Annotated in this window: 14 protein-coding genes and 1 pseudogene; 10 read left to right on the top strand and 5 right to left on the bottom strand. The window is 67.5% G+C overall.

The window, feature by feature from the left end:
* Positions 1 to 9,588: pseudogene (locus tag A8M77_RS36210) on the bottom strand (hypothetical protein); the annotation flags it as partial.
* A gap of 2,694 nt (positions 9,589 to 12,282) precedes the next feature.
* Here A8M77_RS36210 and A8M77_RS24420 point away from each other — a divergent pair.
* Complete coding sequence (locus tag A8M77_RS24420; protein WP_238136952.1) at positions 12,283 to 12,921, top strand: glutathione S-transferase family protein; 639 nt, start codon at positions 12,283 to 12,285, stop codon at positions 12,919 to 12,921.
* Positions 12,922 to 12,930: 9 nt separating this feature from the next.
* Here the strand turns inward: A8M77_RS24420 and wrbA are convergent, their stop codons facing one another.
* From wrbA to A8M77_RS24435, 3 genes are read right to left on the bottom strand one after another with little or no spacing between them, the layout of a single operon-like run.
* A complete protein-coding gene (gene wrbA / locus A8M77_RS24425) occupies positions 12,931 to 13,569 on the bottom strand; it encodes an NAD(P)H:quinone oxidoreductase (protein WP_086924110.1) in 639 nt (212 codons plus the stop codon).
* Positions 13,566 to 14,516 (bottom strand): ring-cleaving dioxygenase, encoded by a 951-nt coding sequence (locus tag A8M77_RS24430; RefSeq protein WP_086924111.1) that lies wholly within the window; start codon positions 14,514 to 14,516, stop codon positions 13,566 to 13,568. The genes wrbA and A8M77_RS24430 overlap by 4 nt, the downstream gene beginning before the upstream one ends.
* Positions 14,517 to 14,565: 49 nt before the next feature.
* Complete coding sequence (locus tag A8M77_RS24435; RefSeq protein ID WP_086924112.1) at positions 14,566 to 15,243, bottom strand: nitroreductase; 678 nt, start codon at positions 15,241 to 15,243, stop codon at positions 14,566 to 14,568.
* 209 nt (positions 15,244 to 15,452) lie between these two features.
* On the opposite strand from A8M77_RS24435, the gene A8M77_RS24440 reads away from it, so the two are divergent.
* From A8M77_RS24440 to A8M77_RS24465, 6 genes are all read left to right on the top strand, one after another.
* Positions 15,453 to 16,364 (top strand): LysR substrate-binding domain-containing protein, encoded by a 912-nt coding sequence (locus A8M77_RS24440; RefSeq protein ID WP_086924163.1) that lies wholly within the window; start codon positions 15,453 to 15,455, stop codon positions 16,362 to 16,364.
* Positions 16,365 to 16,484: 120 nt separating this feature from the next.
* Positions 16,485 to 17,597 (top strand): iron-containing alcohol dehydrogenase, encoded by a 1,113-nt coding sequence (locus A8M77_RS24445; RefSeq protein WP_086924113.1) that lies wholly within the window; start codon positions 16,485 to 16,487, stop codon positions 17,595 to 17,597.
* Entirely contained in the window at positions 17,594 to 18,988 is a 1,395-nt protein-coding gene (locus A8M77_RS24450) for an amidase (RefSeq protein ID WP_238136953.1), read from the top strand. The genes A8M77_RS24445 and A8M77_RS24450 overlap by 4 nt, the downstream gene beginning before the upstream one ends.
* A gap of 215 nt (positions 18,989 to 19,203) precedes the next feature.
* Complete coding sequence (locus A8M77_RS24455; protein ID WP_086924114.1) at positions 19,204 to 19,638, top strand: cupin domain-containing protein; 435 nt, start codon at positions 19,204 to 19,206, stop codon at positions 19,636 to 19,638.
* 191 nt (positions 19,639 to 19,829) lie between these two features.
* Complete coding sequence (locus tag A8M77_RS24460) at positions 19,830 to 20,876, top strand: glutathione S-transferase family protein (protein ID WP_086924115.1); 1,047 nt, start codon at positions 19,830 to 19,832, stop codon at positions 20,874 to 20,876.
* Between the two features lie 28 nt (positions 20,877 to 20,904).
* Positions 20,905 to 21,816 carry a tryptophan 2,3-dioxygenase gene (locus tag A8M77_RS24465; protein WP_086924116.1) on the top strand — a complete coding sequence of 304 codons (912 nt, stop codon included), beginning with the start codon at positions 20,905 to 20,907 and terminating at the stop codon, positions 21,814 to 21,816.
* On the opposite strand, the gene A8M77_RS24470 is transcribed toward A8M77_RS24465, so the two are convergent.
* Entirely contained in the window at positions 21,813 to 22,400 is a 588-nt protein-coding gene (locus tag A8M77_RS24470) for a PA2169 family four-helix-bundle protein (RefSeq protein WP_086924117.1), read from the bottom strand. The two genes, A8M77_RS24465 and A8M77_RS24470, sit on opposite strands and share 4 nt — an antisense overlap.
* A 221-nt stretch (positions 22,401 to 22,621) precedes the next feature.
* Between A8M77_RS24470 and A8M77_RS24475 the strand changes: the two genes are divergently transcribed.
* The 3 genes from A8M77_RS24475 to A8M77_RS24485 all read left to right on the top strand — a co-directional run bounded on the left by A8M77_RS24475 (position 22,622) and on the right by A8M77_RS24485 (position 26,350).
* Positions 22,622 to 23,836, top strand: a complete 1,215-nt coding sequence (locus A8M77_RS24475) for a DesA family fatty acid desaturase (RefSeq protein WP_086924118.1) — start codon at positions 22,622 to 22,624, stop codon at positions 23,834 to 23,836.
* Between the two features lie 228 nt (positions 23,837 to 24,064).
* Positions 24,065 to 25,192 carry a sensor histidine kinase gene (locus tag A8M77_RS24480; RefSeq protein WP_086924119.1) on the top strand — a complete coding sequence of 376 codons (1,128 nt, stop codon included), beginning with the start codon at positions 24,065 to 24,067 and terminating at the stop codon, positions 25,190 to 25,192.
* A complete protein-coding gene (locus A8M77_RS24485) occupies positions 25,193 to 26,350 on the top strand; it encodes a PAS domain-containing sensor histidine kinase (protein WP_086924120.1) in 1,158 nt (385 codons plus the stop codon).
* Positions 26,351 to 26,383: the final 33 nt, after the last annotated feature.

Raw genomic sequence — 26,383 nt, forward strand, 5'->3', positions numbered from 1 at the left:
GGACTGGACGGTGTCGGTGCCTTCGCCGGGGTTCTCGGTGACCACGTCGGCCGCGTTGTCGACGACGTAGGTGTCGTTGCCCGCGCCACCGATCATCGTGTCGCCGCCGGCGGCGCCATCGAGCAGGTTGTGGCCTGCGTTGCCGGTGAGGGTGTTGGCCAGGGCATTGCCGGTGCCGTTGAGGTGGCCCGCTCCCGTGAGGGTCAGGTTTTCCAGGTTGGCTCCCAGGGTGTAGCTGACGCTGGACTGGACGGTGTCGGTGCCTTCGCCGGGGTTCTCGGTGACCACGTCGGCCGCGTTGTCGACGACGTAGGTGTCGTTGCCTGCCCCACCGATCATGGTGTCGGCGCCGGCGGCGCCATCGAGCAGGTTGCTGCCGGTGTTGCCCCGGAGGTAATTGGCCAGGGCGTTGCCGGTGCCGTTCAGGTTGGCCGTGCCGGTGAGGGTCAGGGCCTCCACGTTGGCACCCAGGGTGTACGTGATGCCCGACTCCACCATGTCCATGCCTTCGCCGACGTTCTCGGTCACCACGTCGCCCGCGTTGTCCACGACGTAGGCATCATGGCCTGCCCCACCGATCATGGTGTCGGCGCCGGCGCCGCCGTCGAGCATGTTGTCGCCTGCGTTGCCGGTGAGGGTGTTGGCCAGTGCGTTGCCGGTGCCGGCCAGGTGGCCCGTGCCGGTGAGGGTGAGGCTCTCCAGGTGGGCGCCCAGGGTGTAGTTCACGCTGGACTGCACGAGGTCGATGCCTTCGTCGGCGTTCTCGGTGACCACGTCGCCCGCGCTGTCCACGACGTAGGTGTCGTGGCCCAGGCCACCGGCCATGAGGTCCGCGCCGGCTCCGCCGTCGAGCAGGTTGTTGCCGGCGTTGCCGGTGAGGGTGTTGGCCAGGGCGTTGCCGGTGCCGTCGATGGCGGCGCTGCCCGTGAGGGTGAGGTTCTCGATGTACTCTCCCAGGCTGAAGCCGACGCTGCTTTGCACGCCGTCCGTGCCGCCCTGGTCCCGGAACTCGAACTCCCGGCCGCCGTCCGGCTTGATGAGGGTGACCCAAGTGCCTTCGCTGACGGTGTCGCCGCTGTCGTCCACCAGGTAGGTGTCGTCGCCCGCACCACCGGCCAGGGTGTCGGCTCCGGCGCCACCGTCCAGGGTGTCGTCGCCCGCACCACCGTCCAGGGTGTCGGCTCCGGCGCCACCGGCCAGTGCGTTGTGGCCGCTGTTGCCGGCAAGGACGTTGGCCTGCGCGTTGCCGGTGCCGTTCACGTTCCCGGCGCCGGTGAGGGTCAGGCGCTCCAGGTCGGCGCCCAGGGTGTAGCTGACGCTGGACTGCACGGTGTCCACGCCTTCGCCGGGGTTTTCGGTGACCACGTCGCCCGCGTCGTCCACGACGTAGGTGTCGTTGCCCAGGCCACCGGCCAGGGTGTCGGCTCCGCCCGCGCCATCGAGCAGGTTGTTGCCGGCGTTGCCGGTGAGGGTGTTGGCCTGGGCGTTGCCGGTGGCGTCGAGGTGGCCCGCGCCGGTGAGGGTGAGGTGCTCCAGGTGGGCGCCCAGGGCGTAGCTGACGCTGGACTGCACGGTGTCCACGCCTTCTTCGGCATCTTCCGTCACCACGTCGCCCGCGTCGTCCACGAGGTAGGTGTCGTCGCCGGCGCCACCAGTCAGGCTGTCGGCTCCGCCCGCGCCATCGAGCAGGTTGTTGCCGGCGTTGCCGGTGAGGGTGTTGGCCAGGGCGTTGCCGGTGGCGCTCAGGGGGGCCGCTCCCATGAGGACGAGGTGCTCCAGGTTGGCCCCAAGGGTGTAGGTGAGGCTGGCGTACACGGTGTCCACGCCTTCTTCGGCATCTTCCGCCACCACGTCGAGGGCGTTGTCCACCAGGTAGGTGTCGTCGCCCGCACCGCCGGCCAGGGTGTCGGCTCCGCCCGCGCCATCGAGCAGGTTGTTGCCGGCGTTGCCGGTGAGGGTGTTGGCCTGGGCGTTGCCGGTGGCGTGCACGTTGTCCGCGCCAGTGAGGGTGAGGTGCTCCAGGTTGGCCCCGAGCCTGTGGTCCACGCTGGACAGCACGGTGTCGGTGCCTTCGCCGGCGTTCTCGGTGACGGTGTCGCCCGCGTTGTCGACGACGTAGGTGTCGTTGCCCGCGCCACCGCGCAGCCGATCCGCACCCGCTGCGCCGTCGAGCAGGTTGTTGCCGGCGTTGCCGGTGAGGGTGTTGGCCTGCGCGTTGCCGGTGCCGTCCACGTTCCCCGCTCCCGTGAGGGTCAGGTTTTCCAGGTTGGCGCCCAGGGTGTAGGTGAGGCTGGACTGCACGGTGTCCGCGCCTTCGTCGGCGTTTTCGGTCACCACGTCGAGGGCGTCCACGACGTAGGTGTCGTTGCCCGCGCCGCCGGCCAGGGTGTCGGCTTCTGCGCCACCATCGAGCACGTTGTCGCCTGCGTTGCCGGTGATGACGTTGGCCTGTGCGTTGCCGGTGGCGTCGATGGCGCCCGCGCCGGTGAGGGTGAGGTTCTCCAGGTGGGCGCCCAGGGTGTAGCCGACGCTGGACTGCACGAGGTCCACGCCTTCGTCGGCGTTCTCGGTGACCACGTCGCCGGCGTCGTCCACGACGTAGGTGTCGTTGCCCAGGCCACCGGCCAGGGTGTCGGCTGCGGCACCGCCATCGAGGGTGTCGGCCCCGCCCAGGCCCCGCAGCACGTTGGCGCTGGCGTCCCCGAGGAGGGTGTTGGCTGCCTCGTTGCCCAGCACCGACCAGCCGCCATCGCCCAGCAGTTGCGCATGTTCCAGGTCCGCGCGGGTGGACAGGTCCAGCCATTTGTCGGTGAGCTGGACGCCCGCGTCGGGCGCCGCCGTGGACAGGACCACGGTGTCCTGGCCGCCGGCATCGAGGGCGATTTCCTTGACCAGCTGCGATGCGTCGCTGGGCTGGTATTCGGCCTGCAGTTTGCGCACGTCCAGCAGGTAGCGGTCGTCTCCCAGGCCACCGTCCAGCACGTCGCGGCCCCGGCCGCCGTCCAGGGTGTCGTCTCCGGCGCCGCCGCTGAGCATGTCGGCACCCAGGCTTCCTTGCAGCAGGTTGTCCCGGGCGTTGCCCAGGAGCACGCCTGCGGCCTGGCCGACGAGCTGGGCGTCGCTCAGGTGGTCGCGCCCGGAGAGGTCGATGCGGTGGGTGCCCGTGTCCGCATGGAGCACGATTTTGTTGCGCTCCCGGGGGTCGGCCCGGTCCAGGATTTCCGCGAGGGTGGGGTCGTAGTCGGGCTGGCTGAAGACGTAGGTGTCGCTGCCGGCGCCACCGACGAGCAGGTCGACGCCGGCGCCGCCTTCGAGGGTGTCGTCTCCCTCGCCTCCGGCCAGGGCGTCCGCACCGCCCCCGCCACGCAGCAGGTCGTCTCCGGCACGGCCGAACAGGGCGTCGGGCTGGTCGTCTCCTTCCAGGATGTCGTCGGACCCGGCCAGGGCGTCTTCTTCTGCAGCCTGGCCGCTGATCACGCGCTGGTAGTCGTCGTAGCGCCCCAGCCAGGAGGCGCCCAGCTGCACGCGCAAGGGCTGGACGGCGTCGCCCGCGTGCATGGCCTGGGTGGCCTGCGCGAGTTCGTAGGCGTCGGCCTGGCCGTAGGTGGCCAGGCGCTGGGGGTCGGAGGCCATCCATTGCCAGGGGTCGTGCAGGGCGGCTGCCTGGGCCACGGGCAGTTCGCCGACCCAGTAGGCCTGCCGCGCGCCAGCGGGCTCGCCTGCAAAGCGCAGTACCTCCACGTTGCTCGCCTGGATGCGCCCGTCACGCCCGGCGACGGTGTCCTGGATGAGGAGGACGGGCGCTGCGCCTGCGCCGGGGAGTTGGTAGCTCAGTTGGTAGTCGCCGAGGGCGCCGCGCAGATGGACGAGGTCCAGGCCCTGCCCTCCGTCCAGGGTGTCTTCTCCGCCACCGCCGGTGAGGGTGTCGTCTCCACCTCCGCCCGACAGGAGGTTGGCTGCAGCCGTGCCGGTGAGGGCGTTGTCCAGGTCGTTGCCGGTGCCGTTCAGGTCCAGGCCTTGCAGGACCAGGTCTTCCACTTGTGCCGCCAGGGTGTAGGAGACGGCAGCCTGGACGGTGTCGTGGCCCTCGCCGGCGTTTTCGAAGACGAGGTCGTCGGGGCGCACGACGCTGTAGCGGTCGTCTCCGCGGCCCCCGGCCATGAGGGCCGCGACGAAGGCGGGCGCGGAGAGGCCGCTGTCTTGTGCAGGGGTTTCGAAGAGGGGCGGGTGGGACAGCGCGTCGGCCGCGTCGGTGCCCACGATGCGCTGGCCGTCGAAGTGCCTGAGCTGCACGAGCGCCTGGGCATGGGCCTCCTGGCCTTCGTTGTGGCCCCATACGTCCAGCATGACGTGGCCGGCGTTGTCTTCAGGGGCGGTGAGTTGCAGCGCGCCGTCTTGCGCCTGCAGCCACGCAGGGGCACCGCGGCGGCCCGCAACGCCCAGTTCGTGGGAGTTCGCCCCGGAGACCAGGCTGGACAGGGGCGCCAGGACGGTGCGGATGCCCGACCAGGCCTGGTAGATCTGCGGCGGGTTCACCCACATGGGCTCGGGGCGCGCGCCTTCCTGGCCCAGCAGCTGGCCAAGGGGGATTTGCACCAGCGATGGGGGCGGGGGCTGGGGTTGTTCTTGCTGGGTCTGGGAGGCTTGCTCCTGGGCCTGGGAGGCCTGCTGGGTCTCTGACGCCAGGGCAAGGTAGCTCACCTGGGCCACGCCGCTGCCGGTTTCGCCCCGCCATTCGATCAGGCTGGCCAGGCCGGCGGCATCGATGCCGGGCGCTCCCACGTAGCGGATGTTCAAGTCGCCCCAGCGCAGATCCGTGTCGTGCAGGATGAGCGTGACGGCGCTGCTGGCCACGAGCACTTCGGCACCGCCTGCGCCCAGCCACAGCTCGGCGGTGCCTTCGAGGAGGTCCAGGCTCACTTTGGCGTGGCCGCCGCGCGCATCGATACGCACGTGGGGAAGCTGCCCCGCCTCGTCGCCGAAGATGCCAACGCCAACGCTGACTTCGGTGACGTCCGGATCGAGGAGGACGATGTCGCGGCCGCTGGCGGCCAGCACGCGCACGCCGTCGCCGCGCACACGCACGAAGTCGTCTCCGGCGCCTGGGTCGATGAGGGTTTCCTGGGCGCCATCCTGTTCGGGGACGGTCTCGGTCACGGTCACGGTCGCGGTCTCGATGAGGTCCGCGCCCTCGCCGGTATGGACCTGCCGCACTGGCGCGCCCAGGCTCAGGTGGTCGTCTCCGATGCCGGTGAGGAGTTTGTCCACGCCGGTGAAGCGGCCGCTCTGGCCACGCGCGGCGAAGGTCTGGCCGTCTTCGTCAAGGTCCACGCGCACGGCGCCCAGGCGCTGCAGGTCCAGGGTGTCGGGGCCTCCACCGGCATCGACGGTGAGGTGCGAGCCGGCCGCAGCGCGGTCCACGACGACGAGGTCTTCACGCGCGCCGAGCTGCACTGCTCCCGCGCCGATGAGTACGGTGTGCCGCTGCGCGCCGAGCAGGCGGACTTCGTCTCCTTCGTCGGGGAGCTGCGACTGCGTTGCGCCGGACACGCCAGACACGCCGGACACGCCGGAACCCCAGTCGTAGGTCAGCTCGCCCTCGCCCCCCATGTAGTTCCACCGACCCTCGGCGGCATTCCAGCCGTCGATGTCGCTGACGGTGTCACTGAAGCGGCTGCCCAGCACGGTGCCCACGCCCTGCAGGGCGCCCCAGCGGATGTCCTGGCCGCTTTGCGCCCACTGCAGGCTCACGGCCTTGTCGCCGCCGCCTTGGGCGCTGATGGAGATCTGGGTGGCGGTGATCAGGTGGATCAGGTCCGATCCGCGGCCCAGCTGCAGGCTGACGTTGCCACGCAGGACTTCGTAGCGGTTGTCTCCAGGCAGTGCGCGCGCATCGAGCGCGATCCTGGCCTGCGGGTCCTGCCCGTCGTCGCGCACGATGACCAGGTTGTGCACTTCCCCGTCGGTGGGCAAGAAGGCCGCGTCCAACTCCCAGCTGTAGGTGGCTGCCTGCCCAGGGCCTTGCTCGATGTCCACGTCGAACCAGGCCGCTTGCTGCAGTTGCTGCTCCAGGGCCTGCGGGGTCTGCCGGTAGCGGGCGGCCAGGTTGTCTTTGTAGGTCTGCCACTGCAGGGCGTCGGCGTCTTCCGCGGGCGGCTGCAGCAGCTCCAGGCCGCCGAGGTCTCGCGGCCTCAGGCCGAGCAGGTAGCCGCCGTGGCGGCTCTGGCTCTGGACGGTGGTGTAGGAGGGATCGAAGGCGAAGTCCTCGCGCTGCAGGCCGATCTGGATGATCTGGTCCAGTTGGGGGTCGGCGCTCAGTCTCTGCACGAGGGCGTCAGCGGCGCTGCGCCATTCGTAGCCGGGCTGCAGGGTTCGCTCTTGGATGTCCTGCAGGCGCAGCCGCGCCTGCAGGTAGGCCGTCGCCAGTCTCTGGTAGGTGTCGGGCAGCTGGCTGATGGTGCCGTCGAGGTCGTACTGGCTGTGAGGCTGCATGGCCTCGTCCACGGCCTGGATGAAGTGGGCCCAGGTGCTGTCCTGGGCATCGAGCGCCGCTTTGTATTGGTTGACCTGCTGCTGGGCGAGGGTGAGTTCGTCCGTCTTGAGCAGCAGGCCCGCGCGCACGCGCTGTTCGTAGGCGTCCAGGTACCAGCTCGGGTCCTCCAGCACGTCGTCGATCTGGCCGATGATTTGCGATGCGTGGTTGTCAAAGAGGGGGTGGAACACCCGGCCGCCCTGCTCGTCGGCCAGGCGGGCCACGAGGTCAAGCAGTTGCGCATCGTTGGCCAATCCCAGCTGCCGCTGGCTGGCAGCCTGTTCGCGCAGGTCCTGCGCACGCCCGAAGGCAGCCCAGTCGGGCTGGAGCATGCTGGCCACGGCCAGCGCCAGTTGCACGCCCTCGGGGCCGCCGAATTCGCCGACCACGACCATCGCCACGGTGAAGGCCAGGTTGACGCCGGCACCGGCCATGGCCCACTCGTCTTCGTGGCGGATGACGCCGTTGTCGTGGTTGGCAATGTAGGTGTTGACGCTGTCGCCCAGGGCCTGCATTTGCTTGAGGGCGAAGTAGGCGGTGAGCATCCTGCCTCCCTGGCCCATCACACTCTGCAGGGTGGGGACGAACTGCGCTCCCATGGCCTGCCCAACCTCCAGGGCAACTTTGCCTCCCAGCAGCAGGCCCGCGCCTGCACCCACCGCCAACTGCTCGACCAGCATCTTGTCGAGCTCGCGGGTGTCTTCTCCCCGCGCCACCGCCTGCTGCCGCGCCGCCAGCAGCTGCCGGGTCGCCCCGGCGGTGCTGTAGAGCATGTAGGCGTCCATGAAGTAGCCGTTGTATTTGGAGACGGTGCCGATGACCTCCTCGCCGGCGCCAGGCGCCACGCCTCGCCGCGCCAGGTCGGCCTGGATCATCTCGCCCTGCAGCCGCCGCGCCAGCTCCCGGTCCGGCTGGTCGCCGCTGCGCGCAAGCTCCCCGAGGGCCTGCTGGCGGCGCAGCTGCGCCTGGTTTTGCTGGAGGCTGCGCGCGTCGTAGTCTTCTTGGGGGCGCACGGGCTGGTCTCGGTTTTGCTGGGCACCGCGCCCGTCGATGAAGGCCTCTCCCAGCTGGCCGAGCTGCCAGGCCTGCAGGGGGTCGAGGTCCAGCAACTGGACTTGCTCGCGCAGGTCGTGTTGCAGCTGTTGGGGATTGCGGCCCTCGTCCTGACCGGACGCCAGCATGTCCAGCACGGGTTTGAGCTGCAGGTCGAAGTAGCGCAGCTCCTGTTGCACCGCCTGGTCCAGGCGTTCAGGGGGCAGGGCGTCCTGGCGCAGGAGCTCCTTGCGCACTTCCAGGGCGTAGCGCTCGCGCAGCTGCTGGTCGGTCAGGCCCAGCTGCGCCTGTTTGGCCACCGATTTGTAGAACTGCTCGGCGGCGTAGCCGACGCCGTAGTCCTGGCCACCACCGGCCAGGAGGTCCAGCACGCTGAACAGTTCCACCCGCTGGTAGTGTTGCTCGAGGGCGCTGCCGACAGGGGCATCGGGGCCTTGCCTGGCCTCGTTCTGCGCCACGCGCAGCCGCAGGCTTTTTTTACTCAGCTCCTGGGCCAGTTCTTCACGGCTGAGGGTCTGCTGCGGGTCGCTCCTGCGGCCCAGCACGGCATCGACGGCTTCTTCGATGTCGCCTTGCAGGGCGTCGCGCACGAGCTGCGCGTCGCGCTCGGCCACGTCTTCAAGCTGCCCCACACTGTCCCAGTCGAAGTCCTTGAACATGTCGTACAGGACCCCGGACAGCTGCTCCAGGCTGGCCTTGGCGGCCTGCGCGCTGACCGGCTCATCCGGCAGCCCCAGCTTGCCAAGCATCTTCTCCCACATCTGCCGGCTGCGCGCGTCACCCCACGCGCCAAAGTCGATGTTGCTGTCCTGCGCATCTTCCACCACCGCCAGCGCGCCGGCCGCACCAGTGTCCGGGTCCTCCCAGTCCCGGTTGCGGCTCCCGGGCAGGTCTTGCGGGCCCGCCGAGGCTACGAGCGTGATGTATTCCACCGAATTAGCGTCGTGCAAAGGCTCCTCGTCTGCTAGCGGCTCGCCATCCCAGTGCTCGTCATAGATCCCATCGGCAGTAATGAGCCAGCCCGCGGGCACGACCGCATCTTCCCGCACCGAGATGCCGGGGGCGACCCAGGCGTCCTCTTCGACCACGGCGCCACACTGGATCTCAGCGCCGGCGCCGATCCGGGCGCGCGCCTCGACCACGGCGCCTAGTTCGATCACTGCGCCAGCGCCGATCTGGACCCAATCCCCGACCACGGCGCCTGCCTCGATCACAACGCCCGCGCCGATGATGACGCCGCTCCCGACACTGCCGAAGATCTTCGCCCCGGGCCCGATCTTCGTATTGGCGGCGACCTGTGCATCCATGCCAATCCGCACTCCTTCGCCCAGTTCCACGCCCGCGCCGAGCCTGGAGCCAGCCTTCAGAAGACATTCATCGCCGATGACGGTCCCTGCGCCCACTGAGACGCCCGAAACCACCAGCACGCCATCGCCAAGCGAAACATTGGCCCCGAACGTCACGCCCGGAGCGATCATCGACCCCCCCGTGCTCCAGTAGGCGTTCGATCCGCTGGCTGCATCAAGGTCGGCCACCATGGCGTCGGGGGGGAAAAATCTGGCAAGCTTTCGCACCACCTCCGGGTGGTCCAGATTCCCCAGGGCCATCTCGAACAGCTTCTCCGGCGTCACTTCCCGAGACTCCAGACCACGCTCCAGAAAGACACTCGTTGCGGCGATGTCGTTCTTGGCGAACGCGAGATCGAGCACGGACAGGCCATTCACTCTCTGGTCAACGAGATCGGGAGCGATGTCCAGGAGCAGCTCGAAAAACTGCCGCTTGTCCTCGCCCCCCAAGGATGTGATCGATGCCCGTAGAGCATCGAACAGCGAGTCACGCCATTGCGGGTCACGCAGGTTGACCACGTGCGACAGTTCCAACAGTCCATTGAGGTTGGGGTCGGGACCACCCAGGCTCTTGATCGCCTCTGCGACCTCGGTCTCGTAGACTCCCGGCGCCGCCTTCGGCAACCCCTCCAGGTAGAGAGCCAGCGAGTGCTGCATGGCAGTCTTTTCCTGGGGGGTCAGGTCTTCTGACCGCGCGGATCTCAGAATGTCCTTCAGAACGTTCGACGCCTTGTTCTTGAGATCGAAGCTGTAACTTCCCGAGCTCAGCATCACCTCGAGAAGCTCGAATTTGCCCTTTCTTGCCGCATACTCAACCGGCGTCGGTCCGTTCACGTACTCAGGTCGACCCGATACGAACGTCACCACATCAATTCGGTTCTGGTCGATCGCCACCTCCAAGAACGTTTTTCCTTCGCGACCCCGCCAGCCAAAGGCCTCAGGGGGCATGTTCTTCAAGAGCTGCGCTTCCTTCTGCGGATCGAGCCGGTCTTTGGAAGGCCGCAGGATCCAATCGATCCACGGTGTCGCGTCGCAACTCCGGTCCTTGAAAAGTTTCGCCAAGGCCACGCCCGACGGCCCCTGCGCCTCCAGCTTCGCGATCACTTCAGTGAGATCCGCCCCGAGCGGGGCAAGCATGTCGGCAACGACGGGGTTCAGCTTCCGGTCGACACTGATCTCAGCCAGTGTCGGCCCGTCCGGTCCGTCCTTGCGCAGATTCAGGAGATCACGCCGCGACCTGTCGTCGAGGAAGATCAGTACCGCCGTCCATTCCTCGGGCTTCGATGCTCCACTATCGTTGATGTCCTCTATCCAACGGAACATCTGGCGCGACAGTTCGCCAAGCAATCGTTCGCGCGACTGTGGATTGTTCTCCATGTAGGCGGACAGCTGCGTCTCGACAAGCCAATCTCCAACCTGCCCGGCTCCATTCAATTGAGAGACCGCCTGAAAGATGGACGTCCCCTCACCCAAGAATCCCCCGAGGATGCCTCCCTTGTCCCCGAACAACCACGACAGCGTCTCTTCTGGATTGACCCTGACCATCGCCTCGATCAGCGGCAAGGGCTCCTCGGTTTTCTTCAGCGCGTTCTCGACGTCGCGCGGGCCTAACGACGCGCCCGCATCGATCAGATGCTCCAGGTTGCGCACATAGAGTTCGACCTGCTTCTCTGCGGGTAGCCCAGTCAACGAATCCTGGACGGAATCCAGCAGTACGTCCAACATCTCCCTGCCAACGCGGGACAAGAAGTCCGGTTTCCCCGTCGAGGACAAGAGGTCGAGCGCCCGCCACCCGCCAGTCTGGACCATGGCCTTCGCTTCATCGAAACGCGGCGGCCGCCGAAGCATCATTGCCGCGAACGAATCGCGAAACTCTCTCCCTCTTGCCGTATTCAGGTCCAGTTGATCGGCCAGGTCTCCAATCTCCTCCCACCACGCCAACAGGTCTGCGTTCAGCGGACTTGGTTTGACGCTGCTGACTGCCTCGGCAACCAGGCTGCGCGTCTGTCTCAGCAACTCAGCTTTCGTTCCCTGAGGAAGAACCCGACCCAGCTCTTCGATTTCCAGCTGATACTTCTTGACTTGCTCCAGCGAATAGGTCTCGCGCCCTCGGTAGTGCTCCAGGTCGGTTGGGAATGGGATGTCGAGAGTTGGAATTCCAGCTTTCCACACCTTCCACGTGTTCAGGAATGGGTGCCCTTCCAGGATGAACTTGTATGGATTGTCGGCATTGCCCGAGAGGGCCATCAGCTCATTCAAGCCGAAGGTGCTCGCCGCAAGCTGGTCCTCATCCGCACTCACGATCACTGTGTTGGTGCCGGTCCAGTTTTCCTTGTCCAGCTCGCCGATGAGCGCCCCGCTGTGACAGCTGTATGCAACAAACGACCCCCTCCAGGTCGTCTCCTTGCCACTGGAATCATAGGCGTCGATCCCGGTCAGAGCATCGAGAAACTCGTAGGTGCTGATCATCTCTGGCTCCATGGCGAAGTAGTGCCTACCTTCATGGACCGCCCCATGCGCATCGAGAAAGATGACTGTGTCGGGACCGATCAGCTTCTGATCCGCAAGATCTTGGATCGCCGCCCCCAAGTCGAAGCCCGGCACCCCGCCCAGGATCTTGACTCCTTTCGACTCGAGGATTCGTTGGTCGACCGTCACCCCCTTGTCGCGCTCGAGCTTTATGTCCGTGCCGAGGATGCAGATGATCTTGTAGGTGTCAGTCATTTTTGGGTTTCGAGGAGCGGCGCCATCGCGCACCGTGGATTGGGAAAAACGAGCGCGCGCCGCTTCGGAATGCCGAAGCGGTGGGGCCGGGAGATTGGGGTTCGGAGGGGGCGCGGAGCTGCTGCCGGCAGCTCAAGGCGGCCCAGCTGGCTGCGCTGGATGGAGGTGCCACGAAAGCCAGGGCGGCACCCTATGGAACCGGGCGCTCGCGGCCCGGCACATCGGTCCCGCCCCGGGACGCGGCTCCACGGCCGGCACTACGGTGATACACATTTCTCCTCCGTTCTTTTGAAGACACATGGGCCGGCTGAAACGCTGACCTTGGGTTGATCCCCGGTGTGAACGGTATGCCCCAGGAGCTGACGAACGCAGTGAAAATCACAAAAAAAGACACACTGCGAAAAAAGACCACATTTCAAGGAAGCGGCGCGCCTCATGGACGATTCCGAGGCCAATCCGTTTTCGATGTGTCATGGGTGGTCCGTGTCCGCGCGGCCCCACCAGCCCCTACACCAAGCTGGCCCGCCAGGGCATGCAGGGCGCGGTGGCGCTCGCACCCTGAGCGTCCGCACCCGCGGCAGCGGCGATGCCGGCTTGCCAGCATCGGGCCGGATACGGGATCATCCCGTGTCTTCTCTTCGCCTTTCGCAAGCCGCCCCCATGCTGCGCCTCTACGACAGCCGCTTCTCCGGCAACTGCTGGAAGATCCGCATCCTGCTGAGCCAACTCGGCATTCCCTACGAGCGCGTGACGCTCGACATCGCCAAGGGCGAGACCGCCGAGCCCGCGTTCCGCCGGAAGAGCCGCTTCGCGCGCGTGCCGGTGCTCGAGCTCGAGGACGGCCACACCCTGGTCGAATCCGGAGCCATCCTGCTGCACCTGGCCGAGGGCACGCGTTTCATTCCCGAGGACGCCTTCCTGCGCGCGGAAATGCTGAGTTGGCTTTTCTTCGAGCAGGGGGATCTGCAAAAGCCCATCGCGACGTCGCGCGTCTACCACCTTCGGGGGATGGCTGCCGAGAGAGCCGAGGACATTGCGCGCTTTCACCATGACGGCCACATCGCACTCGAGAAGCTCGAGCAATGGCTTGCTCCGCGCACCTGGCTGGTCGGCGATCGCTACACGCTCGCCGACCTGGCCACCTCCTGCTATGTGTCGCTCGCCGGGCAAGGCGGCTACGACATGGCACGCTACCCGGCCATCCGGGCGTGGACGGGCCGCGTGAGCGAGCAGCCGGGCTGGGTGCCGCTGCTCAGCGGCGACTAGGCCAGGCGCTCAGGCCGCAGCCGCCTCGGGCAGCCCGCCCCGCAACGCCCTGGCGACCGTCGCGACCCGCCGCCCCTGGAAGCGCGCCACGTCGAGGTGATCCGCATCGGGCTCGAGGGTGTCGAGCTTCGAGACGTGCGTCGCGCCGTAGGGCGTGCCGGCCTTGAACATTGCGGCGTCGGCATAGCCGAGCGGCACGATGATCAGGCCCAGGTGCGCCATCGGCGTGTACATCGACAGCAGGGTCGACTCGTTGCCGCCGTGCAGCGAGGAGGTCGCGCCGAAGACCGATCCCACCTTGCCGTTGAGCTTGCCCTGGAACCACAGCCCGCCGAGCCCGTCGATGTAGGCCTTGAGTTCCGAGGAAATGGAACCGAAGCGCGTCGGCGTGCCCAGGACGATGGCATCGGCCCATTCGGCATCCGCCTCGGTGGGTGCCTCGTAGCGTGCGTTCATCTTCTCCGCGCGCTCGGTCCAGCCCGGCACCTGCGCCATGGCGGCGGGACTGACGACCTCGCGCGCGCGGCGCAGCCGCACCTCCGCGCCCTGGCCTGCCGCGCCCTCGGCGATCGCCCGGGCCAGCAGCTCGGTGGAACTGTTGCGGGAGTAGAACGCGACCAGGACCTTGGGTTTGAAGTTCGCGTTCATACCGAGATGGGCTCCAGGCGGCCGAGCAGTTCGTCCTTGCGGTCCTTGAGCCACGGGGGCAGCTGGAACTCTTCCCCGAAGTGGCCTGGCTCCTCGTCGATGGCGAAGCCGATGTCGGTGGTGGTGGCCTCGAACATCACCCCGCCCGGCATCTTGAAGTACATCGAGCGGAAGTAGTTGCGGTTGACCGATTCGGAGGTGTCGATGTAGCCCATGGCAAACAGCTTCTCCTTGATCTGCATCTGCTGCGCCTCGTTGTCGACCGCGAAGGCGACGTGGTGGATGGTGCCTTCGCCGTAGATCGACGAGCCCTGCAGGCGGTCCGGCTCGTGGAGGAACTCGACGATGGTGCCGGGCGTGCCGTCGGCGGTCTCGAAGCGGTGGTACGGACCCGATTCGCCCGCGTAGCGGAAGTCGATCGCCTCCTGCATGAAGAGGATCGACTCCGCCACCTCGCGCAGCGACAGGGTGATGCTGTGCACGCCGCGGATGGCGAAGGCCTCGGGAATGTCCTTGGCCAGGCAGGGTATGCGCGCATCGCGGTCGGAGGCGACCAGGTCGAATTCGATGCCGCAGGGATGATGGAAACGCTGGCGCTGCTCGCCGAAGCGCTCCACCACCTCCTTGTCGAAGGCGACGCCGTGCGCCTCGAAGCGCGCGCGCCAGAAGTCCAGCGAGCCCTTCGGCACCGAGTAGTTGATGACGCGGATCTGGCCCGAGCCCGGCCGCGCCTTCACGCCCTTCTGCCGGAAGGGGAAGGAGGTGACGAGGGTGCCGGCGTCGCCCTTCGGGTTGCCGTAGTAGAGGTGGTAGATCGGGTCTTCGCCGTCCAGCAGCACGGTCTTCTTGACCAAGCTCTGGCCGAGCAGCTTGACGTAGAAGTCGACGTCCTCCTGCGCGCCGCTGACGCCGGCGGTCAGGTGATGAAAGCCTTTGATGATCGACATGGGAGCTCCTTGTTGAGTGATCGGATGGGGTTGGAACGCGAGATGCCGGTCAGGCATCCACGAAGGTGGTGAAGTCCTCGACCTCCAGCTTGTGCAGGGCCATGCGGTTCTCCGGCATGCTGTTGTCGGCATAGCCGAGCGACATGCCGGCGACGACCATCTCGCCCTCGGGAATGCCGAGCTCGGCGCGCAGCACCGGGTACTGCAGCGACCAGATCTGCTGCGGACAGGTGTCCAGGTCGCGCGCCTTGGCGGCCAGCATGATGTTCTGCAGGAAGCAGCCGTAGCAGATGAAGCTGGCCCATTCCAGGCGGCGGTCCATCGTGAAGATGATCCCGACGGGCGCGTCGAAGAAGAGGAACTGCCGCTCCACGTCGCGCCGGCGGCCGACCTTGTCGCTGCGGTGCACGCCCTGCGCATCGCCGAGCTGGCCGCGGAAGGTGTTGAAGCGCATCGAGTAGGGGTCGGGCAGGGTCTGCGGGAAGAAGGGGTACTCGGGCACCAGCTTGTCGGGCCCGGCGCGGAAGGCATCGACGGCCGCGGCCGTCACGCGTTGGCGCGCCTGGCCGGTGACCACATAGCAGCGCCAGGGTTGTGTGTTGCTCGAGCTGGGGGCGTACTTGGCGACGGCGAGGATGTCCCTCACGGTCTCGATCGGCACGGGGCGATCGAGGAAGCCGCGCTTCGTGCGGCGCTCGCAGATCAGTTCGTCGATGAGCGAATTCATGGCGTGTGTCTCCATCCGGTGGTGGGGTGGCGTAGGGTGGTGTGGTCATGGGGTGACCGGGCGAGGAAATCGTAGAAACACCCCTCGCGCTTGAGAAGCCGGCGCGGCTTGCACGCAAGGTTGCGGATTCCTGGACGATGGGTGCCGCGGGGGGTCCTGGCGTTATGCTCGACGCGATCCCCTCCAACAGGCCCACGAACAGGCCCACGATGCTCGACCTCAAGGACGTCTACTACTTCGTGCAGGTCGTCGACCGCGGCGGCTTCACCTCGGCCGGCCAGGCCTTGCGCCTGCCGAAGTCGACGCTCAGCCATCGCGTGCAGGAGCTCGAGTCCTCGCTCGGCGTGCGCCTGCTCAACCGCACCTCGCGCCAGTTCGGCACGACCGACATCGGCAAGGAGTTCTACCAGTACGCGGTCGCGATGCTGCGCAGCTCCGACATCGCCGAGGAGGCGATCCGGCAACGCCTGGCCGAGCCGAGCGGCGTGATCCGCATCACGACGGCGGTGGAGATCGCGCAGTTCGCGCTGCGCGACCTGCTGCCGGTCTTCCTCAACCGCCATCCCAAGGTGCAGATCGTCGAGATCGCGACGGACAGATACGTCGACATCGTCGGCGAGGGCTTCGACCTGGCGATCCGCGGGCACACCGCGCCCCTGCAGAACTCGACGCTCGTGCAGCGCGCCATCGCGAACGCGCCATGGTTCCTGTTCGCCAGCCCGGCCTACCTGGCGAAGGCGAAGGAGCCCCATCACCCGGACGAGTTGCTGCACCACGCGAGCATCTCGATCGTGCGCAACGGCCCGGTGCAATGGCAGTTGAAGGACCCGGGCGGCAAGGAGTTCGTGGTGGCGATGGCGCCGCGCTTCCAGAGCAACAACATGGTGTCGCTCAAGGAGGCGGCCTGCGCCGGCCTCGGCATCGCGGCGCTGCCGGGCTATATCTGCCGCAGCGAACTGACGGCAGGCACGCTGCGGCAGATCCTGCCCGGCTGGATCGCGGCCGATGCCCGCATGTCGGCGCTCATTCCCTATCGCACCGGGCTGCTGCCCGCGGTGCGCTCGCTGGTGGACTTCCTGGCTGTCGAGATTCCGAAGGTCACGGACTTCGGTGGCCACTGAGGCACGCGCGGCCATCGTCCAGGAACCTGGACGCTGAGTCCGGGCCCGGGCGGCCTCAGACGGGCCGCATCGGCCTTATCGTCGCGGTCCTCCGAACTCCATCGGATCAGGACCATAGCCATGAACCATCTGAACTGCCTGCCGCAGGATGCGGTGTTCTGGGGCGAGAACATCCTGGCCGGCGCGCTCCCGCGCCTCGCCCAGCAGGGCATCGAGCGGCCGATGATCTTCACCGTCCCTCCGCTCGAAGCGCTGGCGCGCAGCCAGGTCGAGCCGCACCTTGCGGGCATCGCCGGCCGCTTCCTCGACCTGCCCGCACACGTGCCCGACGTGGCGGTGAACGCGGCGCTCGATGCCTGCCTGCGCGCGGATGCCCGCGCCATCGTCGGGCTGGGCGGCGGCTCGGTGCTCGATGCCGCCAAGGCGGTGTCCCACCTGCACCACGGACTGACCGGCCGCCATCTGCCGATCGTGGCGTTGCCGACGACGCTCTCGGGCTCGGAGTTCTCGCACTACTTCGGCATCACCGAGACCACCGGTCCGCAGAAGTTCAAGCGCAGCTACGCGGTGCGCGAGACCACGCCCAAGCTCGTTCTGATCGACCCGCTGCTGGTGCGCGACACGCCGCGGGCGCTGCTGCTGTCCTCCGCCATCAAGGGCATCGACCATGCCGTGGAGGGCATGCGCAGGGTGACGCGCAGCCATCCCCACGCGATCATGGCCGCCAGCGGCGTCGACCGCTTCCTGCGGGTGCTGGAGAAGTGGCCCGCGACGCTGGAGACCCGCCAGGCCCTCGAGGCGGGGCTGGTGAGCGACGACGACCTGCTGCAGCTGCAGCTTGGCGCCTGGCAGTGCTATTTCTCGCCGGCCTCGGTGATCTACGGGCTGAGCCACCGCATCGGCCACATCCTGGGCGGCAGCTTCGGCCTGCCGCACAGCGCGACCTCGTGCATCACGCTGGCGCCGGTCATCCGGGCGTGCGCGGCCTTCTACGGCGACAAGCTGGAGGCGCTGTCGCCCGGCGGGCCGGGCGCGGCCGCGCGGCTGGCCGACCGGATCGCCGCCGTGGTCGAGACGCTCGGCCTGCCCAGCCGCATCTCCACCTTCGACCTGGACCGCGCGAAGCTGCCGGAGGTCGCCGCACTGCTCAGGGACAATTACCCCGAGGAAGTGGCCGACCTCGGCGCCGACGCGCCCGCACGCCTCGACGCCCTCCTGGACAGCCTGTGGTGACCCAGGTGCCGCGCCGCGCCGCGTCGCTGCGGCAGTCGCTCGATGCCCTGGCCAGCGGCAGGATCAGCGCGAGCGAGCTCGTGCAGGAAACGCTGGCCCGGGCGGAGGACACGCAGCGCAGGCTGCGTGCCTTCGCGGCCATCCCGCGCGCGCACGCGATCGCGGCGGCGGCCGACAGTGACCGCCGCCATGCCGAAGGCCGGCCGCGCCCGCTCGAAGGACTGCCGATCGGCGTGAAGGACCTGATCGACACCCGGGGCATCGAGACGCGCTACGGGTCGCCCGCCTTCGTCGGCCATGTCCCCGCCGCGGACGCGGCCGTCGTGCGCACGCTCGTGGAACAGGGCGCGATCGTGGTCGGCAAGACGACGACGCACGAGTTCGCCTGGGGGGTCACCACCGCCAGCGAGGCCTTCGGCGACACCCTCCATCCATCGGACCCGGGGCGCATTCCAGGCGGTTCGAGCGGCGGGGCCGCCGTGTCGATCGCCGATGGCGTGGTCGCCGCCGGCCTTGGCACGGACACCGGCGGATCGGTGCGCATCCCCGCGGCGCTGTGTGGCGTCACCGGCTTCAAGCCGAGCCATGGCGCGCTGCCCACGCAGGGCATCTTCCCGCTGGCGGCGAGCCTCGACCATCCGGGTCTGTTGGGGGCGCGCGTCGACGACATCGAGGTCCTGGCCGAGGCGCTGGGCATCGGTATCGAGCCTCGCATCGAGGGCGTCCCCGGCGAAGTGCGCGTGGGCGTGATCTGCGGCATCGGCCCGGTGCATCCCGCCACGGAGGTTGCCAGCGCTTTCGCGATCGCGGCCGACAGGCTCGCGTCGATCTTCCAGATCGAGGAGCTGGAGCCCGCGAATGTCTTCGACGGCTGTTTCGATGCCTTCGCGCGCATCGTCCTGGCGGAAGGTGCGCTCGTGCACTTCGCCAGGCACGATCCGGACTGGATTGCGGCGCACTACGGCGCGGAGACCATCGGCCGCCTGGAGCGCGCCAAGGCGGTGCGCATGGAAGACTACGCGCAGGCGCAGCAGGCCCGGCGAAAGTTCTCCGCCGCGCTGGCCCGGCTCATGGCCGGGCATCGCTTCATCGTGCTGCCCACCACGCCGTGCACCGCGCCGCGCCTCGGCGAACCGGAACTCACGATCGGCAACTGGTCGGGGAGCGTGCGCGAAGCGCTGATGCGCTACACGGCCCCCTTCAACCTCGCGGGCTGCCCGGCGATCTCGATCCCGCTGCACCGCGGCGCCGGCGCACTCCCGGCGGGCCTGCAGGTCGTGGCCCGGCCTGGCGACGACGCCGCACTGCTGCGGATCGCACGGCAGATGGAGCAGGTGCTGCATCCGGCGGAGCCCGCGCCGGGGACGGGTGGTCGCCGGTCGACGCCGTGATCCTGCGCCTCCACGCCGACAGCAAGGACGGCGCGACGCTCGACCCTTCGGATCGAGCGCATTGGTGCATCCGGGACAACGTCGTGATCCCGCGCGCGCCCCTGGCGCGACGGGCAGGCGGATCCTACGATTCGTGCCGCAGCGAATGCTTGCGCACGGGTTCCACAGCCGCCCTGTGGTGAAGCCGGGTCTTCGGACACGAGAGAGGTGAATCCATGACGAGAATTGCAAGACACATCATGGCGGCGCTGCTGATCGCGCCGCTCGCGGCGACGGCGCTGCACGCCAGCGCGCAACCGGCCAAAGGCGCACAGGCGGCGCACGAGGTCGTCGTCAAGGAGCTGATGACCAAGGCGCTCGCGGACATTCCCGGCAAGGAAGTCCTGATGATCACGGTGGACTACGCGCCGGGCGCCGCGGACCCCATCCACCGCCACGATGCACATGCCTTCGTCTACGTGCTCCAGGGTTCGATCGTGATGGGCGTGAAGGGCGGCAAGGAGGTGACGCTCAAGGCCGGCGATACCTTCTATGAAGGGCCGGAGGACGTGCACACGGTCGGCCGCAATGCCAGCAAGACCCGGCCCGCGAAGTTCGTGGTCATGCTGGTGAAGAACAAGGGCGCCGATTTCTTCATTCCCGTGAAGTGACCCTGTCCGCCGGGTGCGCCCCGGCGGCGAGCGGCAGGATCGTTCGGAAATCCGGGACCGTGCGTCCCGGCTTTGCCATCTTCTCAGACCACCGGCCGGTTCCTACGATCGGTTCGCGTTCAGCAGCTTGAAAGCGAACCCGTTCATTGAGCGCCGGTGGGCCTGCCGCGCAGGCCGAGAAGAGGAATGTGATGACGACCCATACCCCCTTGATGAAGATGGCCGCCGATGCCCGCGTGGCCATGCTGGACCCGAGCCGCAGCACCATCGTCGGCGCCAGGGCCCACCCGCGCTTCGAGCTGTTCCACGCCGCGAGCTCACTGTGCTCGCAGAAGGTGCGCACGGTGCTGTCCGAGAAGCGGCTGCCCTATCGCTCCAACGACATGCTGATCCTCAGCTCGATGGGCCCGGACGGCGTGGTTCCGGCGGAGCACTACAGCCCTGCCTACGTGCGCCTCCGGCTGCTCGCGGCGCCCGCGTCGGGCCGGGGCTACGTGAGCGGCTACAGCGGCCGGACCTCGGTGGAGACGGAAGGCTTCGATCCCTGCGTGGTGCCCCTGCTCGTGGACCACGAGGCCGGCCGGGTGGTCGCCGATTCGCGCCGGATCTGCGGCTATCTCGACGCCGTGTCGCGCCAGCCGCTGCAGCTGGTGCCGGACGACCCGGCGGCGCACGCCGAGGTGATGCGCCAAGTCGGCATCGTCGACACGATCCCGAACGGCGCGCTGCTGTACGGCTTCCATCCGGATGCCGACCTGCGGCCCGGCGCGCTCAAGCTGGTGATGGCCACCGTCTACGAGCACAAGATCATGGCGCTGGAACAGCTGATCGCGGCCAACACCGATGCGCCGGAACTGGTGGCGGCGTATCGCGCCAAGATCGTGAAGGAGAGCGGCGGCAGGCGCGTGCGCCATGACGCCGCGTTCCAGCGTGCCGCCCGCGATCAGGTCGGCGATTTGCTGAAGGACCTCGAGCGCGACCTGGCGGCGCAGTCCTTCTCGTGCCTGCACGGCCATCCCTTTTCGCTCGCCGACGTGCTCTGGGGCGTCAACCTGGTCCGCCTGAACTACCTCGGGCTGTCCTCGATGTGGAGCGGGCTCGCACAGGTCGGGCGCTACTTCGAGACGCTGGTGCAGCGTCCCTCGCTGTGCAGGGAGGCCATCCAGGCCTCGGTGAACTCGATGCCGCCGTCGACCTACATGCGCGGCATCACCGAATGCGCGGCGGCCGCCGCGTGACGAACATCCCTACGACCAGGAGCACACGATGAGCAAGACCCCCCCGACCCACGAGAGCACGGCGGCCGGCAAGACGCCCTACAGCCAATGGCTGCAGACGGAGGCGCTGCACTCCCTGCAGCGCCCGGTCAGCGATCACCCCGGCGAGCATGCCTGGATCGTCCACGCCCAGGTTTCCGAACTCTATTGGATGCTGATCATCAAGGAGATCCAGACGGCCCAGGCCTGCCTGCGCGCCAACGACCTCGTGCAGGCCCAGCGCACGCTGCAGCGTGTCGTCGCTCACCATGCGCCGCTGGACGCGATCTGGCGCTCGCTCGCGTGGATGACGCCGAACGACCTGCTGGCCATGCTGTCGCGCGTGGGGCCCACCTATGGCAAGGACACGGCGCTCCAGGGGTGGACCTACCGCCACATGGTCTATCTGCTGGGCATCAAGCAGGCGGAGCATCTGCAGCACTTCGTGCCGCAGCCGCAGCGCTGGGCGCAACTGGACAAGGCGCTGTCCGAGCCCAGCCTCTACGACGACGTGCTGGCCTACCTCGCGCGCATCGGCCTGGACGTGCCGCCTTCCGTGCTCGCGCGCGACCTGCGCGCGCCCTACAGCCCCAGCCAGGCCGTGGAGCAGGTCTGGCGTGACATCTACGTCGACCCGGACGCCCGCATCGAGCTGCAGCAGCTGGGCGAAACGCTGGCCGACATCGCGGAGGGCTTCATGCAGTGGAAGCACCGCCACCTGATGGCGACGCGCCGCACCTTCGGCACCCGGCCGGCCTACTTCGGCACCGAGGGTGTCGCGTGGCTCAAGCCGACGATGGAGGAGATTCCCTTTCCGGAACTGTGGTCGGCGCGGACCTTCATCGGCGACCCGAAGTCCTCGCCGGCGGCCGCGGTCTGCCCGCACCTGGCCGGGCAGGCCCCGGATGGCGTCAACGCCTAGCCGCACGGTTCCGTCCTTCTTCGTTTCGATTGTTGTGCGTCGGGCATCACTGCGCCGGGATCGAAGCTGCGCGCTCCAGCACGGCGCGAACCGGCTGTATCGCGCAGGCCCCGGATCCTGGCGTGATGGCGCTGCATGCCCTCGAACTGGCGCTGCACGAGATCGCGCACTTCCACGGGCAGCTGTTCCCCCAGCGCGTGACGGTACCGCACGACGGCAGCATCCTCACCGCGCTCGCACGCTTGGAGAATCGACGCGTCGCTGTGGGCGCCTGAACTGCCCCTCAGGGGCCGCCAGCCTCGCAGCAGGCCGCCGCTGCCTGTACCCCGCCGGGTGGGCTCCACGCCGTAGGTCCGGATCATGGCCACCAACTGCGCCTCGGCCCGCCGAAAGCCTTGTGCACGGCTGAGCAGGATGTCCTTCAACGAACGCGTCGCCTGAACGGCCCCAGCGCAGGCGACGAACCCGCTGCGGCCGGCGCGCGTCATCACCAGCAGATTGTTGAGCACATCGACGACCTCCTCCCTGTCCATGGCGCTCCCCGCGAATGAAGCCTTGGATTGCGCAATGCGCGGACCGGTCATGAAAGCTCCTGGAAATGCACATTGCTGCTGTGCGGCCGCAACGCGGGTGCACCAGCTTGGGATCGAATGCGCCACGGCGATGTAGGCGCCGCGGGCGCCCACCGGTCGGCAAAGCGCTCCTGAGACAAACCCAGCGCCCCACCTACAACGATTCTGCGGTTCGGCTTGCGTTCATGGGCCTCTTGGAGGTATCTCCTGATCCGTCCAACGTATCTCCACACATGTTGCATCTCCCCTCCGCCGTGCCGAACGCGGCCATTGACTGGCTCGGAAACGGCCTATGGGTCGCGACGTGGTGGCAGGTCGTGCTGTACACGCTTGTCACCACGCACGTCACGATCGCGGCAGTCACGATCTTCCTGCACCGGACGCAAACGCACCGCGCCATGGAACTGAGCCCGGTGCCCTCGCACTTCTTCCGCCTCTGGCTCTGGCTGGCAACCGGCATGGTGACCAAGGAATGGGTGGCCATCCACCGCAAACACCACGCCAGGTGCGAGACGGTGGACGACCCGCACAGCCCGCAGGTCAGGGGCATCGGCGAAGTCCTGTGGCGCGGCGCCGAGCTGTACCGCAACGAAGCGAAGAACAAGGAAACGATGGAGCGTTTCGGCCACGGCACGCCCGACGACTGGCTCGAGCGCAACCTGTACTCGCGCTTCAGTTGGCAGGGCGTCGGCCTGATGCTGATCCTCAACCTTGCCCTGTTCGGCGGCCTGGGCCTGGCCGTCTGGGCGGTCCAGATGCTATGGATTCCCTTCTGGGCGGCAGGCGTGGTCAATGGCCTCGGCCATTTCTGGGGCTATCGCAACTTCGAGGCGCCGGACGCCAGCCGCAACGTGTCGCCCTGGGGCCTGATCATTGGCGGCGAAGAGCTGCACAACAACCACCACACGTATCCGACTTCGGCGAAGTTCTCGGTCAAGAAGTACGAAATCGACGTCGGCTGGATCTACATCAGCCTGATGCAGAAAGTCGGCTGGGCCAAGGTCAGGAAGCTGCCGCCGAAGCTGCAGATCGGCGACCCTCAGCCTGTGGCGGATGCCAGGACGCTCGAGGCGGTGATTGCCAATCGCTACGAGGTGATGGCCACCTTCGCACGCGAAATTCGCCGCACCACCCGGGACGAACTTGCGCAACTCCGGGCCAGGGGGGCCAATCTGTCGCAGCTCAAGGCAGCAAGGCGCTGGCTGCTCCGCGACGAGGCCAACGTGCCTGCGGCCGCGCGTTCGAACCTGATGCAAGCCCGCGCCGACCACCCGGTGCTCGACAAGATGGTGACCATGCGCGAGGAACTGCGCCAACTGTGGCTCGACACCTCCCAGTCGCGCGAACAACTCGTCGTCGATCTTCGCGCCTGGTGCGCTCGCGCGGAAGCAAGCGGCATCGCACGGCTGCGCGAGTTCTCTACCCGCCTGCGCTCGGCGCGTGACTGAGTTGTCCGGGCGCGCGTTTGCGTGCCGTCTCGAAGGGGCAAGCAGAAACCACTATCGCGGGATGGCAATGTCCGGCCCGGCAGACGGGTCCTCGGCGGCTTCATGTTCGACAGCGCCCGCAGAGCGCATGATGTGAGCCTGGCTGAACCTCACCGATGTGCAGGAGATGCCGAATTTGCCCCGAGTGCTTCGACTTCGTCGAAACGGGACTACTGACGGAGGACCACCATGCATCGATTCCTCTACAACAATCGCGACGAGCTCATTGAACGGTGCAAGGCGAAGGTCGCTCAGCGGCCCCGGCGAGCCGCGACGGCCGCGCAGCTCGTCCACGGCGTGCCGATTTTCCTGGACCAGTTGATGAGAACGCTGGAAGCACAGGAGAACGGCGAGGTCGACGAAAGCTTCAGGATTTCAGGTGCCGCTGGCGGTGACGCATCTGACTTGTCCGAAATGGGCCGAAGCGCCGCTGCGCACGGCAAGGAGCTCCTGGAGCTCGGCTTTTCCGTCGACCAGGTGGTGCACGACTACGGCGACCTTTGCCAGGCCATCACGGACCTCGCGGTGGAGCGCGATGCCCCATTCTCCGTCGACGAGTTCCGCACGCTGAATCGTTGCCTCGACAACGCGATCGCCGATGCGGTCACGGAGTTTGGCGTCTGGCGGGACGCCAGCGTCGCGCTTCAGCAGACCGCCGACGAGAACGAACGCCTGGGCGTGCTGGTGCACGAGCTACGGAATTACCTGCACACCGCAACGCTGGCTTTCACGGCCCTGGAATCGGGAAAGGTTCCGATCGGCGGTGCAACCAGCACCGTGTTGAAAAGGAGCCTGACTTCGTTGGCGGCCCTGCTCAACCTGTCGCTGTCCCAGGTCCGGGGCACGGTCGAAGCGCCTCAGGAGGCGGCCTTCCCGGTCGCGTCGTTCGTCGCGGAGGCCAGGCATGCCGCATCGCTCGACGCAAGCGCCAAGGGATGCGCACTCTCGGTCCTCGACGTCGATGCCACGCTGGGCATCTCCGGCGATCGGGAGCGTCTCGTGGCGGCCTTGGTGAACTTGCTGCAGAACGCCTTCAAGTTCACCCAGGCCCATACCGAGGTCACACTGAGCGCCTACGCCGAAGGAGACTATGTCTTGATCGACGTCCAGGACCACTGCGGAGGACTCCCGCCAGGAGCGACCTCGCGCATCTTCCAGCCCTTCGTTCAAGTCGGTGACAACAAGAGCGGGCTCGGACTCGGCCTTTCCATCGCGCGACGAAGCGTGGAGGCCGGCGGAGGCGTCCTGACCGTTCGGGATCTTCCTGGCACGGGGTGTGTCTTCACCATCAAGCTTCCGCGCAAGGCGCTGGACTAGATGAAAGCCATGCCCCACGATCACGCCATCCATTCGAGCGTCACGCCCGAACGAGCGCTCGAGCTGCTATGGCAGCAAGCGCCCGATCAGGCGTTCGTATTGCTGGACGCGGCCGGACACATCACCGGCTGGCGCGGCGCAGCCGAGGCGATGTTCGGCTACGCCGAAGAAGAAGTGGTGGGCAAACCCCTGGACATCATCTTTGTCCCGGAGGATCTGGCACTGGGCCTGGCGGAAATGGAGCGGGCAGTTGCGCTGGCGATCGGCAATTCCGAGGACGATCGGTGGCACCTGCGCCAGGATGGGCAGCGCATCTGGGTCGCGGGCACGCTTGTCGCGTTGCGCGACGGTGATCGACACGTTGGCTTTGCCAAGACCATGTGCGATCGGACCAACCTGCGGGCCCAGATGGAAACGTCGATGAATCGGCTCGACCATGCCCACAAGGCGCTGCATGGCCGGGACCTCTTTTTCGGCCGCCTGACGCATGAAGTACGAAATGCGCTTGGGCCCATCCGCAGCGTCACGGAGCTGCTGAATCGGCGCGGCCTGGTGACGCCCGAACTGGAAATGCCGCTGAACGTCGTGAAGCGCCAGGTCGCGCAGATGGAACGGATGATGGAGGACCTGGCAGAGGTTGCCCGCTTTGGCGCGGGGAAGCTGCAGCTCGTCAAGACCGCTTTCGACTTGACGATCGACATCCGGGAGATCGCGGAGGCCGTGATTCCGGATGCGGCTTCGAAGCTGCAAGTACTGGAAGTCCTGGTACCGCCGGCGCCGGTCATCCTGCACGCCGACAAGGCGCGCGTGCACCAGATTGTGTTCAATCTGCTCCACAACGCCATCAAGTACACGCCGCGCGGCGGACGGATCTGGCTCTACTGCACGGTAGAAATCGATCAGGCCGTGATCAAGGTCAGCGACAACGGGATTGGCATTCCGCCCTCACTGCTGCCCGTGATTTTCGAGCTGTTCACGCAAGAGAACCCACATCAATCGGAAGGAGGATTCGGCGTCGGACTCTCGCTGGTCAAGGATCTGGTCGACGCGCACCACGGCTTCGTCGAGGTGCGCTCCGACGGCAAGGATCGGGGCAGCGAGTTCACCGTGCGACTGCCGCTGCGCGTGCCGACGACCGACAGCGTTCCGGGCTCTTGAGCAACCGCATTTGCCGGACGCGCGCTCCGCCTA

The sequence above is a fragment of the Variovorax sp. JS1663 genome (genome assembly GCF_002157355.1).
GTDB lineage: Bacteria > Pseudomonadota > Gammaproteobacteria > Burkholderiales > Burkholderiaceae_C > Variovorax.